The sequence below is a fragment of the Paenibacillus ottowii genome (assembly GCF_050516475.1).
Lineage (GTDB): Bacteria > Bacillota > Bacilli > Paenibacillales > Paenibacillaceae > Paenibacillus > Paenibacillus ottowii.
In genome coordinates this window covers 466,116-482,037 of the sequence record NZ_CP191577.1, presented here as the reverse complement: position 1 = coordinate 482,037, position 15,922 = coordinate 466,116, and the positions used below count along the sequence as shown (strand labels likewise).

Annotated in this window: 14 protein-coding genes; 9 read left to right on the top strand and 5 right to left on the bottom strand. The window is 48.6% G+C overall.

Annotation, left to right across the window (positions count from 1 at the left end; genetic code table 11):
• Positions 1–118: 118 nt before the first annotated feature.
• Genes ACQQ6X_RS02155 through ACQQ6X_RS02140 form a run of 4 tightly spaced genes read left to right on the top strand, consistent with a single transcriptional unit; the run spans position 119 to position 3,021 of the window.
• Positions 119–412, top strand: coding sequence for an MTH1187 family thiamine-binding protein (locus tag ACQQ6X_RS02155; protein WP_064796898.1), 294 nt, complete (start codon positions 119–121; stop codon positions 410–412).
• Positions 409–1,185, top strand: coding sequence for an ABC transporter permease (locus ACQQ6X_RS02150; protein WP_305167870.1), 777 nt, complete (start codon positions 409–411; stop codon positions 1,183–1,185). The genes ACQQ6X_RS02155 and ACQQ6X_RS02150 overlap by 4 nt, the downstream gene beginning before the upstream one ends.
• A gap of 44 nt (positions 1,186–1,229) precedes the next feature.
• On the top strand, positions 1,230–2,183 hold the full coding sequence (locus ACQQ6X_RS02145) for an ABC transporter ATP-binding protein (RefSeq protein WP_305167869.1): 954 nt from the start codon (positions 1,230–1,232) through the stop codon (positions 2,181–2,183).
• Positions 2,176–3,021, top strand: coding sequence for a TatD family hydrolase (locus ACQQ6X_RS02140; protein ID WP_305167868.1), 846 nt, complete (start codon positions 2,176–2,178; stop codon positions 3,019–3,021). The genes ACQQ6X_RS02145 and ACQQ6X_RS02140 overlap by 8 nt, the downstream gene beginning before the upstream one ends.
• 174 nt (positions 3,022–3,195) lie before the next feature.
• Here ACQQ6X_RS02140 and nfsA read toward each other — a convergent pair whose 3' ends face one another.
• The 5 genes from nfsA to ACQQ6X_RS02115 all read right to left on the bottom strand — a co-directional run bounded on the left by nfsA (position 3,196) and on the right by ACQQ6X_RS02115 (position 8,743).
• Entirely contained in the window at positions 3,196–3,939 is a 744-nt protein-coding gene (gene nfsA / locus ACQQ6X_RS02135) for an oxygen-insensitive NADPH nitroreductase (protein ID WP_305167867.1), read from the bottom strand.
• Between the two features lie 290 nt (positions 3,940–4,229).
• The gene (locus ACQQ6X_RS02130; RefSeq protein WP_305167866.1) at positions 4,230–6,677 is read right to left on the bottom strand and encodes a heavy metal translocating P-type ATPase; all 2,448 of its coding nucleotides are present in this window, start codon (positions 6,675–6,677) and stop codon (positions 4,230–4,232) included.
• A gap of 114 nt (positions 6,678–6,791) precedes the next feature.
• On the bottom strand, positions 6,792–6,992 hold the full coding sequence (locus ACQQ6X_RS02125) for a copper ion binding protein (protein ID WP_017427195.1): 201 nt from the start codon (positions 6,990–6,992) through the stop codon (positions 6,792–6,794).
• Between the two features lie 56 nt (positions 6,993–7,048).
• Positions 7,049–7,399 (bottom strand): metal-sensitive transcriptional regulator, encoded by a 351-nt coding sequence (locus ACQQ6X_RS02120; protein ID WP_063212350.1) that lies wholly within the window; start codon positions 7,397–7,399, stop codon positions 7,049–7,051.
• Between the two features lie 114 nt (positions 7,400–7,513).
• A complete protein-coding gene (locus ACQQ6X_RS02115; RefSeq protein ID WP_305167865.1) occupies positions 7,514–8,743 on the bottom strand; it encodes a multidrug effflux MFS transporter in 1,230 nt (409 codons plus the stop codon).
• A gap of 204 nt (positions 8,744–8,947) precedes the next feature.
• Between ACQQ6X_RS02115 and ACQQ6X_RS02110 the strand changes: the two genes are divergently transcribed.
• The 5 genes from ACQQ6X_RS02110 to ACQQ6X_RS02090 all read left to right on the top strand — a co-directional run bounded on the left by ACQQ6X_RS02110 (position 8,948) and on the right by ACQQ6X_RS02090 (position 15,865).
• Positions 8,948–9,541: a DUF5317 domain-containing protein gene (locus ACQQ6X_RS02110; protein ID WP_305167864.1), complete on the top strand. Its 594-nt coding sequence runs from the start codon at positions 8,948–8,950 to the stop codon at positions 9,539–9,541.
• Positions 9,542–9,824: 283 nt separating this feature from the next.
• Positions 9,825–11,675: a bifunctional diguanylate cyclase/phosphohydrolase gene (locus tag ACQQ6X_RS02105; protein WP_305167863.1), complete on the top strand. Its 1,851-nt coding sequence runs from the start codon at positions 9,825–9,827 to the stop codon at positions 11,673–11,675.
• A gap of 254 nt (positions 11,676–11,929) precedes the next feature.
• Entirely contained in the window at positions 11,930–13,648 is a 1,719-nt protein-coding gene (locus ACQQ6X_RS02100) for a copper resistance CopC/CopD family protein (RefSeq protein ID WP_305167862.1), read from the top strand.
• Positions 13,649–13,678: 30 nt separating this feature from the next.
• Positions 13,679–14,428: a YcnI family protein gene (locus ACQQ6X_RS02095; RefSeq protein ID WP_305167861.1), complete on the top strand. Its 750-nt coding sequence runs from the start codon at positions 13,679–13,681 to the stop codon at positions 14,426–14,428.
• 189 nt (positions 14,429–14,617) lie between these two features.
• A complete protein-coding gene (locus ACQQ6X_RS02090; RefSeq protein ID WP_305167860.1) occupies positions 14,618–15,865 on the top strand; it encodes a stalk domain-containing protein in 1,248 nt (415 codons plus the stop codon).
• Positions 15,866–15,922: the final 57 nt, after the last annotated feature.

Genomic DNA, 15,922 nt, shown 5'->3' with positions numbered 1-15,922 from the left:
TCAAAGAATCCCACGGCAACAGCGATCGTAAGATCAAATGAAACGCGAAGTGGTCTCAACCACCTTAACCAATCTTATTTTCCTATAACTTAAACAATAAAGGACAGGTGAATTTCGCATGGCTAACACATTGCTCAGTATTCAAGTCATCCCTAAAACTCCTAATAACGAAGATTCCTACCCATATGTAGACAAGGCGATTGAGGTGATTCAGCGTTCTGGCGTCAAGCATCAGGTGAACCCACTGGATACGACAATGGAGGGCGAATTGGACGAATTGCTGAAAGTCGTCAAAGACATGCATGAGGCCTTGACAGAAGCCGGAAGTCCCAGCGTTATTTCACAGATCAAAATAGCACATAACCCACAGGGCATCAGCATGAGCAAGCTGACCGAGAAGTATCGCCCATGAATCCGAAAGGCAAGCACGTATCCTGGTGGAAAAGCGTATGGCCGCCCGTTGTGGCGGTCCTCTTCTTTTTAGCGGCTTGGCAGGGGGCGGTTTCCTATTTACATATTGAATCCTGGCTGCTGCCAGCTCCTTCCCTAATCGTTCAAGAGGGTATAGCGCAATCAGCGTTGCTTGGTGCCCATACTTGGGCTACGATTCGCCTGACGCTTGCGGGATTCGCTATAGGGACTGCAACGGGACTGCTGATCGCCATCGTTCTTCATATCATTCCTTTTCTCAAATCTGCTCTGTATCCGCTCTTGATCCTTAGTCAAAACATTCCGATCATCGCTCTCGGTCCGTTGCTCATGGTATGGTTCGGTTTTGGCGTGCTGCCCAAGCTTATGGTCATTACTTTAGTATGCTTTTTTCCCGTGGCCGTAGCGGCTATGGACGGGTTGACACGGACAGACCGTGTGATGATGAACTATATGCGAATGTCGGGTGCAAGCCGCAGGGCTATTTTTATGAAGCTAGAGCTACCTCACTCCTTGCCGCAAGTATTCTCCGGCATCAAGATCGCTGCTACCTATAGTGTGATGGGTGCGATCATTGCCGAATGGATTGGGGCCAGTGAAGGAATTGGGTATTATATGTTGCTGCAAAAATCTGCCTATCGCACGGATCTCATTTTTGCCGCTATCGGTATTATTGTTACACTCAGCTTACTGATGTTTGTGATTATTCTACTACTGGAAAAATGGTTGGTTCGCTGGAAACCAAATCAAGAATAGCATCCATATTGAATTAAAAGCCTCAACGAAAGGACGTGGCACATATGAGTCTGCATCCGACGGATTTGACATTACCACACATGGCTGATGAACAGCAACGAGCCGGAGCAGTGCAGGTAATGACGCCTGCTCCTCCTGCTTTGGAATTGGACGGGATCAGGCTCGCCTTCCGGGAAAAGCGAAGCTCACTGCCTGTATTGCAGGATATATCTCTTACCGTCAAGCCGGGAGAATTTGTCTCCCTCATCGGTCCGTCAGGCAGTGGCAAAAGCACCCTGTTTCACATTATCGGCGGGCTGCTACAGCCGCAGCAGGGACGTATTCGTATGCATGGACGGGACATAACTGGTGAACGCGGGCATATCAGCTATATGCCGCAGCAACCCGCTCTTTTCCCGTGGCGCACTACACTGGACAACATACTGCTCGGGCAGGAAAACGCACCGCGAAAAGATGCAGCAGCGAACTGCCGATCCGTCAGCGAACGTGAACGCCGCAAAGAAGCCTTGCAATGGCTTGAGCAGGTTGGACTGGGCAAGTTTGCGAAGGCATACCCGCATACGCTGTCTGGTGGCATGCAGCAGCGAGCGGCCTTTCTTCGCGCCCTGCTTAGCCCGCAGGAGCTAATGCTGCTGGATGAGCCGTTCAGCGCACTCGATGCGCTAACACGCGCAGATATGCAGCAATGGTTATTGCAGATGTGGGAGAAGAACCGGCGCTCTGTGCTGTTCATCACTCACAGCATCGAAGAAGCACTGCTGCTCTCCGACCGCATCTATGTGCTGTCAGCGCGACCTGCTTCAGTGGTGCATGTCGTAGACGTTCCTTTTCCCCGCCCGCGCAGGGAAGAAATCGCCCTCGATCCACGCTTTATGGAATGGAAGCGGACAATGACTGCCTGGATGCGTGAGGAAAAGTACAAATTGGACGATGACATAAACAACGCTGAAGGTGTACATAAAAACACCTCTGACGACGGGGTAAATCATTATGAATGATTGGAACCTCCACTCTGCAAATAGCTCGAACGCGGCAGCAACCGTTCCCTTAATCGACGCGCATATTCATGTAGACAGCTACCCGCCGGAACAACAGGAGCAATTGCTCGCTTCGCTTGCCGATAACCATGTCGAATCCATCATAGCCGTGTCCATGCATCTTGCCTCCAGTCAAGCCAACTTGCGCCTAGCAGAGCGTTGGCCCGGGCTGGTACGACCAGCCTTCGGCTTTCATCCCGAACAGGCTCTACCGCCACAAACCGAGCTTGACCTGTTATTTGACTGGATGGACGAACATGTACAGCAGATGGTCGCGGTGGGTGAAGTCGGCTTGCCCTATTACAATCGGCTGGAGGCTACACGCAGTGGAGATGCTTTTGACCTCGCTCCCTATATTGCGTTGCTGGAGCGTTTTGTCCAGTTTGCAAGCAAGCATAACAAGCCTATCGTACTGCACGCCGTTTACGAGGACGCAGATATCGCCTGCGACCTGTTGGAGCGTCACGACGTTACGCAGGCGCATTTTCACTGGTTCAAGGGCTCGGTCGCCACGACTGAACGTATGGCCCGGAACGGCTATTATGTGTCCTTCACACCGGATCTTCTGTACGAAGAAGAGATCGGCAGTTTGGCAAGACAATATCCATCTAATCAGGTTATGGCAGAGACAGACGGCCCATGGTCATTTGAGGGTCCTTTTACCGGACAACAGACGCATCCATGGATGACTGCCGAGGTCATTCGCGCGTATAGCAAGCTGACCCGTCAAGATGAGGTTGCTGTCCGTCAATTATTTTATGATAATACGAGACGCTTCTACTCCCTGCCTAATTCCTAAAGGCCTATCAGCTATTTGCGAAAAGGCTCACAATCACAGGCTTCTAGGCAAAGCAAAGAACCTCCTTATGTACGCGAAACTTCATGCGTAATTAAGGAGGTTCTTGTAATTTTAAATATACATGTTACTCAAACGCCACTTTACATTGAAGCGTTTTTTGTCGCTATTCCACTTTTATTGCTTCAAGAAACCCTTCTGTTCCAAAAACGGCTTTAACTGCAAGCGCGCTGGTTCGGTCAATCTCGTGGCCATTTGCTCAGACCAAGGTGTAGAGCGTTGACCACCCGTACGTTCCTTCAAATATTCGGCTGATGTGTGGTCGTATGCCTCTACAGCTTTCATCGTCTGATTTTTGTCGTAGCCGTTCATATGCAACACACCGGACAGTGGAAGACGTGGACGCAAGCCCGTTTCCTGATCCGGTACACCAATACACATCCCGAACACTGGATATACCAGCTCTGGCAATCCTAACAACTCGGCTACCTCTGCTATTTTAGTACGAATACCTCCGATGTAAACGATGCCCAGGCCCAGTGATTCAGCGGCTACCGCTGCATTTTGTGCAGCTAAAGCGGCATCGATGGTTGCAACCGTATAATTTTCGACGGACCCTTCGTAGGAAGGCTGCCCTGGCTGATGGTGAATCGTCACCTGCTTCAAACGATACAGATCTGCGCACCATACCAGAAATGTCGGGCATTGCTCAACGTAAGCCTGCCCTCCGGCCAAATCAGCCAGTTTTGTTTTTAAAGCGGGCTCTGTAACGGCAATAACAGTATATGCCTGCACATTGCTGGACGAGGATGCCATTTGGCCAGCTGCCACAATAGCTGCGAGCTGCTCGTCGGTAATGGGATCTGATTTGAATTTTCGCACAGACCGATGGTTCATCAACAAGGAAATCGTATCATTCATGACTGCTTCACTCCTAATCCGTAATTTAAACTCTTTATCTGCTTCAAGCTGTGAGTACACGAAAAGGTTCTTGCATGCTTGCATGGCACTCCTACAAATATTATGAAACTTTCGCCAGTGATAAGCAACCTAACGCAATGAAGGACGACACTATGGAATCCATAAAATAAAAAAACAACAAAAAAGCAAGCACACAGAAAGCCAAAATTGTGCTTGCTTGCTCCAAATTACAAATAGATCTTGCTGCAAAAGTGTCCAGCAGCATGCATCTGCCTGATACATCACTACACTTACAGTTTCACCCGCTGAAGGCGCAGCGCATTCAGTACGACCGAAACAGAGCTAAATGCCATGGCCGCTCCCGCCAACCATGGAGCAAGAAAGCCCAAAGCAGCAATCGGAATGCCGATCACGTTATAACCGAGCGCCCAAAACAGGTTTTGCCGTATGTTTGTCATGGTCCGGCGGCTCATTTCGATCGCGTCCGGAATGCTGTTCAGGTTACCACGCATGAGAGTAATATCGGCAGCCTCCATAGCTACATCCGTACCTGTGCCCATTGCCATCCCTATATGGGCTGTGGCCAGCGCTGGCGCATCGTTAATACCATCCCCGACCATGGCTACGATCTTGCCCTGTTCTTGAAGTCGTTTCACTTCTTCGGCCTTTCCTTCAGGCAGCACTTCCGCCAGCACACGTTCAATTCCTGCCTCGGCGGCAACGGCCCGCGCTGTCCTTTCATTGTCACCTGTAATCATGATGACTTCAATGTTCATTGCTCGCAAACGGGCAACAGCTTCCCGTGACGTTTCTTTAATCGTATCTGCCACGGCCACCAATCCGGCATAGGAACCATCCACAGCGACAAGCATCGCCGTTTTCCCTGCGCCTTCCAATTCATTCATTTGCTGCTCGACTGAATCATCAATCGCGATGCCTTCCCTGCTCATTAATCGACGTGTGCCCACCAATACTTGTCTGCCTTCCACATGGGCCTTCACACCATAGCCCGGAATATTTTCAAAATCCGTCGCCCCCCCGAACTCAATGCCTCGATCAGCAATTCCTTTTACAATAGCTTCCGCCAGCGGATGCTCCGAGCTTTTTTCTGCCGCACCGAGCAATCGCAGCATATCCGTTTCAGTCAGGCTGCTTGCTCCAACCATAACATCCGTCAGTTCTGGCTTGCCGTTCGTAACCGTACCTGTCTTATCCAAAATCACTGCGTTGACGGAACGGGTCATTTCCAAATGCTCGCCACCCTTGAACAAAATACCGTATTCAGCGGCACGTCCCGAGCCTGCCATAATGGACGTTGGGGTAGCCAATCCGAGCGCACAAGGACAAGCAATAACGAGAACTGCAATCATTTTCTCCAACGATCCTGCAAAATCAGACGGTGTCACAAGGAAAAACCAGACGAGAAACGTCAACACGGCAACAGCAACAACGATGGGAACAAAGATCCCCGAAATTTGATCCGCAATCCGCTGAATCGGGGCCTTGGAGTTCTGCGCATCTTCTACGACCTTAATAATCCGGGCCAACGCCGTATCCCCACCTACACGCTCAGCCTGAATACGAAGTACTCCATTTTTATTGAGGGTGGCTCCTGTGACTGGGGAACCCGCTCCTTTTTCAACCGGAAGGCTCTCGCCACTTAACATGGATTCATCCACTGCCGAACGTCCATCCACGACCACACCATCGACCGGAATTTTCTCCCCTGGGCGCACAATAAAGATATCTTTTACACGCACTTGTTCAATCGGAATATCCAGCTCTTGTCCATCACGTACCACACGTGCCGTCGTCGCCTGTAGGTTCATCAGGCTCTTGATCGCTTCAGACGAGCGCCCTTTGGCTACCGCCTCAAACCATTTGCCGACCAGTATGAGCGTAATAAGTACCGCACTTGTCTCGAAATACAGCTCTGGCATGGTCATGACAGGCATTCCCGCCATAGCATCGGATGGACGCAGAGTAAGGTACAAGCTGTAAAAATAAGCCGCAGACGTACCCAGAGCAACTAATACATCCATATTCGAACTGCCGTTGCGAAGCGCTTTATAAGCACCTACGTAAAACTGCCATCCAATGATGAACTGAATGGGTGTTGTAAGTACAAGTTGAAACCATGGATTCAAGAACAATTGCGGCACATAAATCCATGAGGTAAAGGAAAAGTGAGCCACCATTGCCCACAACAACGGAAGCGACAGCACTGCCGATATCATCCACTTCCATTTTTTACGCTGGATATCCTTACTGCGGACATCCGCAATATTGTCCTCAGCACTCTGTGGGATCGCTCCGTAGCCCAGCTGTTCAATCTTGCTTACCAGATCACTAACCGTAGTACTCCCAGCAGCATATTCCACATGTGCTGTTTCCATCGCCAAATTTACCGTAGCACCTGTTACACCCGGTATTCGGTTTAATCCTTTTTCAATTCGAGCTGCACAGGCCGCGCAAGTCATGCCCGTCACATTCAAATTAGCTTCTTCACTCACAGTTCCAAAACCAAGAGAAGCAATTTTATCGCGGAATTCAGGAATTTCCACCTGCTTGGGATCATAGGATATGGACGCCTGCTCCAAAGCCAAATTTACATTGGCGTGCGCCACGCCGTCTATTCGATTTAAACCTTTCTCAATACGGCTTGCGCAGGCTGCGCAGGACATCCCCGTAATATGAAGCGTTGTATGCCTATCACCGTCGGTCGTGCGGTTTTCCATGGTAGTCCTCCTCCTGAATACCCCTGTGGGGTATATTATGTTCAAAAAGAAAAAGCTCCTAATATGGAAGCTTTTCCTTCGAACAAATCTGTTCACGCATAAAGCATTTTAACCTTAAACAACATCATATCCTTGGTCTTCAATAGCTGTTTTCAGAGCCTCGACACTCAGCTTGGATTCGTCATATTCTACACTTACTTGTTTCGTTTCTAGGCTAACCTTGCCGGTAGCGCCTACTTTCTCCAAAGCTCCTTCTACGGCTTTCACGCAGTGATTGCAACTCATGCCCTCTACGTTCAATGTAACTTGTGCCATATTTCGTTTCCTCCTCAAGGGTACGTTCATACCCGTAATGTGTATACCTGCTACTTTTAACGGATTAGCTTCTTAACCGTAACCAGCAGCTCATCAATCACTTCCTGCTCTCCTGCCTGCATGCGCTCAATGACACAGCTTTTCATATGCCCTTCCAGCAGTAGCTTGCCGACACCATTCAGAGCTGATTGAACAGCCGCAATCTGGTTCAGCACATCATCACAGTAGGTGTCCTTCTCAATCAAGCCCTTAATGCCGCGAACCTGACCCTCAATACGGTTTAACCGGGTTACAAGGCTGTTCTTGAACTCCGCCGAATGATGACTTTTTCTAACTGTCTTTTCCCCATCTGTTCCACAATGAGTCCCGTGAACTTCAGTGTGGGAAACAGGTTGCTCCTCAGCCATACATCAGCCTCCTGTGTGGTGTATATGCATTCATGCTTTTGTTATATCACCATCATAATATACCCCCATGGGGTATGTCAACATTCCAGTAAAATGTCACCTATTCGCCTTGTTTCATACTTTTGCGCGTGCTTCCTTGGCAAGTACAGCAAAGCTTAACAACGCGCCAAGCTCAGCTACAGCAATAACGACCGCCATCGGTACGGGGGTTGTTCCACTCCCCAAGCCCACCAACGGTGAAGCGATGGAGCCCAGCAATAGAGGCAACAAGCCAAGCATGGCGGAGGCACTGCCCGCGGAACGCTGCTGACTCTGCATTGCCAGTGAAGTCGTCGTTGTACTCACAATACCTACGCAAGATACGACAAAAAACATCGGAATTAATACAGCGAACAATTGGCCTCCGGTAAAAGCTACGGCAAGCAAGCTGATCCCGGCTACAGCCGCAATTACCAGGCCCGATAAGAGCAACTGTCGTTCGCTAAATCGGCCCACAAGTCTACCGGTCAATTGGGAGAACAGTACAATCCCCAAACCATTCACCGCAAAAATGATGCTATACATCTGGGGAGAAACCCCGAAAATATCCTGAAGCACGAAAGGCGAACCGGCGATGTACCCGAACATCGCCCCCGTAATCAGCGCCTGCGAAAGGGCATAACCCATAAAACGTCGATCCGCAAACAGATGACCGAGTGTTCCTAGCGTCTGCTTCAAGCCACCGGATGAACGGCGGTTCGTTGGCAACGTTTCTGGAAGACCCCATACGACGGCAATCAGCATTGCTACACCAACTACACATAGCACCATGAATACACCGCGCCAGGAAACAAAATTTAAAATGGCACCGCCCAGCACAGGTGCAGCAATGGGGGCCACGCCATTCACCAGCATGAGCAGTGAGAAAAAGCGTGTCAGTTCTTTGCCCGAGTACAGATCACGTGCCACAGCTCTAGAAATTACGATCCCCGCTGACCCCGTAAGGCCTTGGATAAAGCGAAGCGCAATGAGCACACCGATATTCGGCGCAAACACACATAACAGCGATGCTGCAGCGTACAAAATTAACGAGATAACCAGCGGTCCTCTGCGCCCCCTCACATCGCTAAGCGGACCAGCAACGATCTGACCAACGGCCAGGCCCAACAGACAGGCTGTCAGACTAAGCTGTGCCAGCGAAGTCGTCGTATGCAAATTGTCGGCTAAAGTAGGCAGTGACGGCAAATACATATCTATGGACAACGGTCCGAAGGCACTTAAAGCACCCAGGACAAAGGCAATCCATAATATCCGTGATTTGGTCATATCTGCGGCAACCATTACCGTATTGGATAACCGGTTCATGATAATAATCATCCTTTTCGCTAAAATGTAAATATTGACTTCAATATGTTATGATATCATTCATTTCGCCTGGCTTCGAATAATTACACGCTAATCCGCAATTTTTTTTCAAAACTGCTATAAATCAGGCAGGAATTTACCAATTTCAGGTCGAATTATCAGGGTAACCAAAACAAAAAAATTTGTAGAATCTGGAGAATGATAATGGTCTATGATGGAGTGCTGCTGGGTCTCATTGTAGGTCTGTTCAGAGGAGGCTGGCGGCAGGGTCTGATCCGTTTCAGTCATATTCGCCTTATAGCCGGCTGGATGTTCCCGCTGCTGCTGGTAGTTCAATTTATTATTTTCTATGCTCAGGAAAAGTGGGCTTGGCTGGCAGCCATGAACGGGTATCTATTTATGGGAATCTATATGATCGGATTGATATTTCTCTGGTTGAACAGACATCATAAGGGCTTCAAGCTTATTTTAATCGGCGTATTAATGAATTTTATCGTGATGGCCGTAAATGGCGGCAGAATGCCGGTCTCGTTGAGCGCTTCAGAGGTGCTTGGTCCCTATTATACAGATATGCTGAAATCCGGAAGTGTCATCTCGAAACATTACATGATGGATGCGAACACACGTTTATCATTGCTTGGTGACATCATCCCCCTATCCAAGCCCTATCCACGCACACAGGTGATTAGTATTGGAGATGTCGTCATGAACTTCGGGATGTTCCTGTTTATCCAAAATGTGATGGTCGTGAACAGAAATAAGGATAATCAACAAGAAACCAATCCCCGCCATGCCTAATTCAAATCTTATTCCAAGGAAGGGAGGGAACCTTATGAAAAACCTGAAATACTCCCGTGTGATTATCAATGCTATTATCGTTGCTTCTGTCGTAATCGCTTTGACTTCCGGTTACAAAATCGGAGGCTAGTCACCGATAAGATAAAAAGGGAAGCACAGGCTCAACAAAACAGGCTGGATTCCGGCCTGTTTTTTCATGTGAAATTTTCGATTACAAAATTGTAAATTATCTCATTCACCCCTGGTAGCTTTGACATCAAGATACGACAAGGCAGGAGAAGAAATGATGAGTATATTAAAAAAGCTGCAAGAACGGGTTACCACGACGGGAATATACGTGTTTTTCATATGCATGGCTGGCCTGATCGTCCTCTTGTATACGAACCATTGGTCCTTTTTGCACTATTCGACGACAGAGTGGGTCACGATCTATTCCCTATTAGGAGCAGTTCTGATTTTGGAGCATTTTACATTCCAGCTGCCACCAGCCAGTAACAAGCAGTCCATGGATTCCTCCGTGTATCTCGCTTGTATTTTTGTGCATGGGGCTGAAATCGCCATTTTGATTTTGCTGTTCAATGTGGTCATTGCTGCGTTTCGGCACACAGAGCTGTCCTGGTGGAAGCATGCCGTCAACTTTTCCATTTACGCACTTGCCATTTTCCTGTCGTCCACCTTATTCGAACTAAGCGGCGGAACGCTGGGAGCCTTAAACGAGAACCATTTTGCTTCCTACCTGCTCGCATTAATCTGCTACTTTACGGTGAACACAATCACCCTGGGCATCTACTTTTATGTCGCATATAAAGGGTCTTTCAATGAGCTCAAACAAGCTTTTTTGGCCGAATCCCTACTTGTATACTTATGTACACTCATCCTGTCCTTGGTGTTGACCACGCTGATTTATTATAACGGCATTTTAGGACTTTTGCTGTTTCTAGGGCTAAGCATGCTCTTATCCCACGCATTCAAGCAAATGTTCACAATGTATCGTGAGATTGAGGAAAAAGCCAACACAGATCGCAGAACAGGACTGTACAATCATAGCTACTTTGAAAATACACTTGAAACTGAATTGAATGTATCCAGATCGCAGAACACCCCCCTTAGTCTCGCGCTGATTGATATTGATGATTTCAAAAAATACAATGATCATTTCGGTCATCTCAAGGGCGATCAGCTGCTGGGTTTCCTCGGTGAGTTTCTTAAAAAGGAAACGTTCGGCACTCCTATTACCGTATCCCGTTATGGTGGAGAAGAATTCACTCTGCTTATGCCCGATCATACCGCTGAACAAGCCTATGAAAAAGTCAATGCTATCCGTAAAAAACTGAATGATTCTCGTTACGAGGGAGTCGAAATCTTCCCACACGGTTGTCTGTCCTTCTCCGCAGGCATTGCACAAAGCCGCATTGATATCTACGACAAATCACAGCTGGTCGATCTAGCGGATAAAGCACTGTACTACGCCAAGAAACAAGGCAAAAACATCGTTCATACCCACGGCAGTTTAAATGAAGTGGAACGCGAGGTCGATCTGGGACAGGATATTCGTGATCTGGAGCAGCAGCTTAACCTGTTCTTGTACAAGGATATTAACACTTTTAAGCATTCCAAACGGGTATTCAGATATGCAGCCGACATGAGCGATGTGCTTCAGCTCGGACCGAAGGATAAGCGGCGTTTTTTACTGGGAGCCCTCATTCATGACATTGGAAAGCTGGAAATACCCTGGAATATCCTTAATAAAAAAGAAAAGCTATCCGGCGAGGAATGGCGGATGGTACAAGCCCATGTCATGTGGGGCAAGCGTATTGTCGAGGCCAACGAACGATTCATAGATTTAGTTCCTTTTGTGGAGCTGCATCATGAACGTTATGACGGGGGAGGCTATCCGTTTGGCTTTAAGGGTGAGCAAATCCCAAGGCTGTGTCGGATGCTGACAATCATCGACTCTTTTGATGCGATGACAACTGAGCGTCCCTATCAACCGACCAAAACGTTCGAGGAGGCCATCGAAGAATTGCGTACTTGTTCAGGTAGCCAATTCGATCCCGAACTAACGGCTATTTTTATCCAATATATTCAACATAAACAACCTGCTTTCACACAGTCTGTAGAAGCAGGTCTCTAATGTCTTATAGTCTCCTCATCTTACCACCTACCGTGAACGAAATCCCCTGGATTTCAGTTACGGTAGTTTTTTTTCTTATAATAGGCATTTTGCATACTGCAGATTATTTCAAATTTCATATAAATGTCATAATTCTCTCCATCTATTCCCGTTATATGCACTATGATTAAGATAGGAATTGGATTGTCCGTATAAAATGTTACAAATGAGGATATCCTCGCTTCAAGTAATCGAGAGAAGGTGACTTCACAGGCATGTTGCAACTGTCTAGACCAGCTCGTGTGGCTTGTCTTTTATTGCTGTGTCTTCCTCTTCTGCTCCTGTTTCCTCACTTATCATGGGCTCATGCATTTGTCGTTGAATCCAGTCCAACCGAAAACCAGGTCTTGGACAAGTCTCCTTCCCAGGTGACCATCACCTTCAACGAAGATTTGCAGTCTGCCTTCATGTCCATCAAAGTGACCGATGAAACAGGTAAGCGGGTCGACACAGGAAAAGCACAGCTCAACCCAGAGCACCCATCCACCATGGGAATCCAATTGATTCCAGGGATGAAAAGTGGAATTTACACCATCACTTGGAGAGCTTTGTCCGCAGATGGACATCCAGTCAATGGAGTGATTCCATTTCAAGTAGGCAGCGGTTCCAATGCATCTACCCATCAAGCTGCCGCTTCTGAAGGCTCTGGGACATCACGAATTGACTTAATCGCTGTCCGTTGGCTTTTTTACATAGGGCTATCGCTGCTTTTTGGAGCGATTTGTTTCCGGCTGTTCCTCTTACCAAGCATAAACCGGGACAAGAACCGCAATGAACAGCAGATACTTAGTCAGCGGCCCTCTGACTCATTACCCCGCTGGACTAAGCTGCTATGGAGTGGCTACGGCATAACGTCTGCTGCCATTTTAATCAGCCTGCCGCTTCAGGCGTCTTGGGATGCCGGAGTATCCATCGGAGAGGGCTTCTCACTCCCCATTCTGGGAGAAGCGCTTCAATTTACGGGGGCAGGGCAAATCTGGTTTATCCAGATGATTCTCGTGCTGCTTCTGAGCGTAACGCTAATTTATGCGATCGATCCCAGCATTTCCAATCGCCAGCGCTATGTGTGGGGATACTGCTCCGTTCTACTAACGCTGAGCCTTATGCTGTCCAAGGCATTTGTCGGGCATCCAGCAGCGGCTACCCATCCGGCTCCAGCCATTGTGGCAGATTTCGTCCATCTTGCGGCGTCTGCCTTTTGGATCGGCTCACTTGCCGTTATGGTCGTGTGCCTGCCTGTTGCCGGATCGGAGCTGCCTGTATCCGAGCAGGCAACTCTGCGACAAGCCGCCCTGCGCCGCTTCGCTGGCTGGGGCATGGCTATGGTGGCGGCGCTGCTCGCCACTGGTATATATGGAGCGGTGCTGTACATACCGACTCCCTCCATGCTGCTGAACACGTCCTACGGACTCGTTCTGCTCGGCAAAGCAGCGCTACTGCTAGTGATGCTGGTCTTCGCAGCCAGCCAATTCCGCAGCGCTCGGCTAGCAGCGGCGAGCAAGCGGGCCGCCGGAGGATTGCGTGCCGAGCTGTCCGTCGGCCTGCTCGTGATGCTGTTGGCAGCAGTGCTCACTCACCTGTCACCCGGTCAGGCACCTGCCGTACCCTTTGAGGAGACTCGCATTACTGGCGAATACAGCGTTACACTGGCAGTCAGCCCAAATGCTGTGGGCAGCAATGAATTTAAGGTATCCGTTCAGGATAGCAAGGGTACTGCCGTTTCAGGTATCCAGCAGGTCACATTGACGCTTACTCCAGCCAATCCTGACCAAGACCAACAGGAATTTGTTCTGCCTGTGAAGCAGCAACAGCCCTTCCGCAGTCAGGAATTGATAACCTCCGAAGGAACATGGGCGGTCAAAGTACATGCCTTGATGGCATCACTCGATGCAGTTGACGCGGAATTCACTCTGCAGGTAGGCGGTAAAAAATAATTATTTTATCTAACAAGGAGCGAAATAAAGATGAATAAAACGATTCAAACAGCAAAATCCAGGTTTTCCAGGTTAGCAACCTCTATGGGCTTAATTGCAGCTGGTGCCTTGCTCTTTGCAGGTATGGCCAGTGCGCATGTGACGGTCAAGCCTTCCGTTTCACAGCCTAATACGTGGGAAACGTACACGTTGAAAGTACCTGTGGAAAAAAACATTCCAACCACTAAAGTCGCTTTAAAAGTTCCTAAAGAGGTCGTCTTCAAACAATACGAGCCTGTACCGGATTGGAAGGTAGCCACCGAAAAAGACAACTCTGGCAAAATAACCACCGTCACCTGGACGGCTGAAAAAGACGGCATTCAAGCGGGACAGTATCAACGCTTCAGCTTTGTCGCACAAAATGCAGACCAGAATACCACAGCAGCCTGGAATGCTTTCCAATATTACAGTGACGGAAGTATTGTGGAATGGACCGGTGATGAAGGAAGTAACAATCCTCATTCCATTACCACAATTACAGCGAATGCCACACCCGAAACTTCTGCTCCTGCCGCAGACAGCGGACATGATTCGGCAGGCACCGCAGAGGGCCATACGAGCACAGATACGGCTGAAAATAGCGGCAGCTCAGCACCGACCTCGGACAATGCTGCTCAGGCTACGTCTACCGCTTCTGCTCCAGCCAGCTCTGCTGCACAAACAACAGCACTTGTCCTTTCGATCATCGCAGTCGTGCTTGGTGCGGCAGCAGTAGGCATTGCACTCAAGCGCCGCAAGTAATTCATTCATAACAACAAAGCCTTACATGTAAAAAAAGCTGGTGCCATTCATTCAGGCACCAGCTTTTTTATAATGATCTCATCCTATCATTTCACATTCACCTATCTATCATTTTTTTGGTAAAATGGTAGAAACCTCACGATTCTAACATGATAGCATTGCAATCTATTGAGCATAGGAGATCATAGGATGAAAATCGTAAATAAGGCTCTGTTATCTAGCGCTATCCTTTTGAGTACTGCAGCGGGCATCTATAGTCCCTTAGCCCAAGCGGAGGCGGGGAAGATCAGCATCATGCTGGACGGATATCCATTGCCGTTCCCTGTACAACCTGCCATGATGAACGGCACGACGATGGTTCCTTTTCGCGCTATTTCTGAGGCTCTGGGCATTACCGTAAAATGGGATCAAGCCAGCCAAAGCATCATCGCTACCAAAGCACAAGGCAATGCAACCAAGCAGGTGGTTCTCAAAATGGGAAGCCGCGATGCCACAGTAGACGGACAAACCGTTCAACTAACAGCCGCACCGCAAACCGTACGCGGCAGTACAATGATTCCGTTGGGCTTTTTCGGGCAACAGTTTGGAGCCACAGTGAACTGGAATCAGGGAACGCGGACGGTCTCGATTACATCGCCACGTGAAGCAATGTATACTGTGGGCTTTTATGCACTGTCTTCCTTTGACCAAAAATCGAAAATACCAAATTTTAATGCCGTTGCCTTTGGCTGGAGCCGAATTGATACGAACGGACAGTTCACAACGACCGGCAAAGAATATAAATGGCCTCAAGCTGCCGGAGCTGTAACGCCCGAGTCTATTTTACAGGAAGCAGATAGCCAGGGGACTTCCCCATACCTGATGGTTTATTCTGTCGACGGCAATCATGAGCTAACCAAAGTTTTGGAAAATGCGCAGCTTCAAGAACAGACCATTTCTCAAATCGTCAGCACTGCCACCGATAAGCAGTTCAAGGGCATTACGTTAGATCTTGAAGGATTAGGCTGGAGCGGCGATAAGTCCAAAGCTCGTTCCGACTACAACGCCTTTATTAAAAAGCTGTCAGCCAAAGTGCATCAAGCTGGACTCAAGCTCACCGTCGTTCTGCATCCGCTGAATAGCTCTTACGCTGGCTATGATTACAAGACACTGGGTAATCTGGCGGACGATCTGATCATTATGGCTTATGATTACGGACAAAAGGCTACGCCTGAGCCACTGGATAAAGTGGACGAAGCTATAAAGCTGGCGTTGAAGGAAACCTCGCGTGATAAGCTCATTTTGGGAATCTCAATGGGGAGCGAAAAAGACAGCACCGTTAACGCCAAGATCGGTTTAGCCAAACGTTATGACCTCAAGGGAATCGCCATCTGGCGTCTAGGTATCATTGGAGAAACGGCCTGGGCGAAGATGAGCGAATCGATCGAGTTTAAATAAGTGCCCACTTTGTAAAAGGTAATCTGTCCTTATTCAGCCCGCTAATGATTTCTTATG

Coding starts and splice junctions, on each gene's coding strand:
- ACQQ6X_RS02145 (WP_305167869.1), top strand. CDS start 1,230: ATGAGTCTGCATCCGACGGATTTGACATTACCACACATGGCTGATGAA.
- ACQQ6X_RS02095 (WP_305167861.1), top strand. CDS start 13,679: ATGAATAAAACGATTCAAACAGCAAAATCCAGGTTTTCCAGGTTAGCA.
- ACQQ6X_RS02125 (WP_017427195.1), bottom strand. CDS start 6,992: ATGGCACAAGTTACATTGAACGTAGAGGGCATGAGTTGCAATCACTGC.
- ACQQ6X_RS02155 (WP_064796898.1), top strand. CDS start 119: ATGGCTAACACATTGCTCAGTATTCAAGTCATCCCTAAAACTCCTAAT.
- ACQQ6X_RS02140 (WP_305167868.1), top strand. CDS start 2,176: ATGAATGATTGGAACCTCCACTCTGCAAATAGCTCGAACGCGGCAGCA.
- nfsA (WP_305167867.1), bottom strand. CDS start 3,939: ATGAATGATACGATTTCCTTGTTGATGAACCATCGGTCTGTGCGAAAA.
- ACQQ6X_RS02100 (WP_305167862.1), top strand. CDS start 11,930: ATGTTGCAACTGTCTAGACCAGCTCGTGTGGCTTGTCTTTTATTGCTG.
- ACQQ6X_RS02110 (WP_305167864.1), top strand. CDS start 8,948: ATGGTCTATGATGGAGTGCTGCTGGGTCTCATTGTAGGTCTGTTCAGA.
- ACQQ6X_RS02090 (WP_305167860.1), top strand. CDS start 14,618: ATGAAAATCGTAAATAAGGCTCTGTTATCTAGCGCTATCCTTTTGAGT.
- ACQQ6X_RS02150 (WP_305167870.1), top strand. CDS start 409: ATGAATCCGAAAGGCAAGCACGTATCCTGGTGGAAAAGCGTATGGCCG.
- ACQQ6X_RS02120 (WP_063212350.1), bottom strand. CDS start 7,399: ATGGCTGAGGAGCAACCTGTTTCCCACACTGAAGTTCACGGGACTCAT.
- ACQQ6X_RS02130 (WP_305167866.1), bottom strand. CDS start 6,677: ATGGAAAACCGCACGACCGACGGTGATAGGCATACAACGCTTCATATT.
- ACQQ6X_RS02115 (WP_305167865.1), bottom strand. CDS start 8,743: ATGAACCGGTTATCCAATACGGTAATGGTTGCCGCAGATATGACCAAA.
- ACQQ6X_RS02105 (WP_305167863.1), top strand. CDS start 9,825: ATGATGAGTATATTAAAAAAGCTGCAAGAACGGGTTACCACGACGGGA.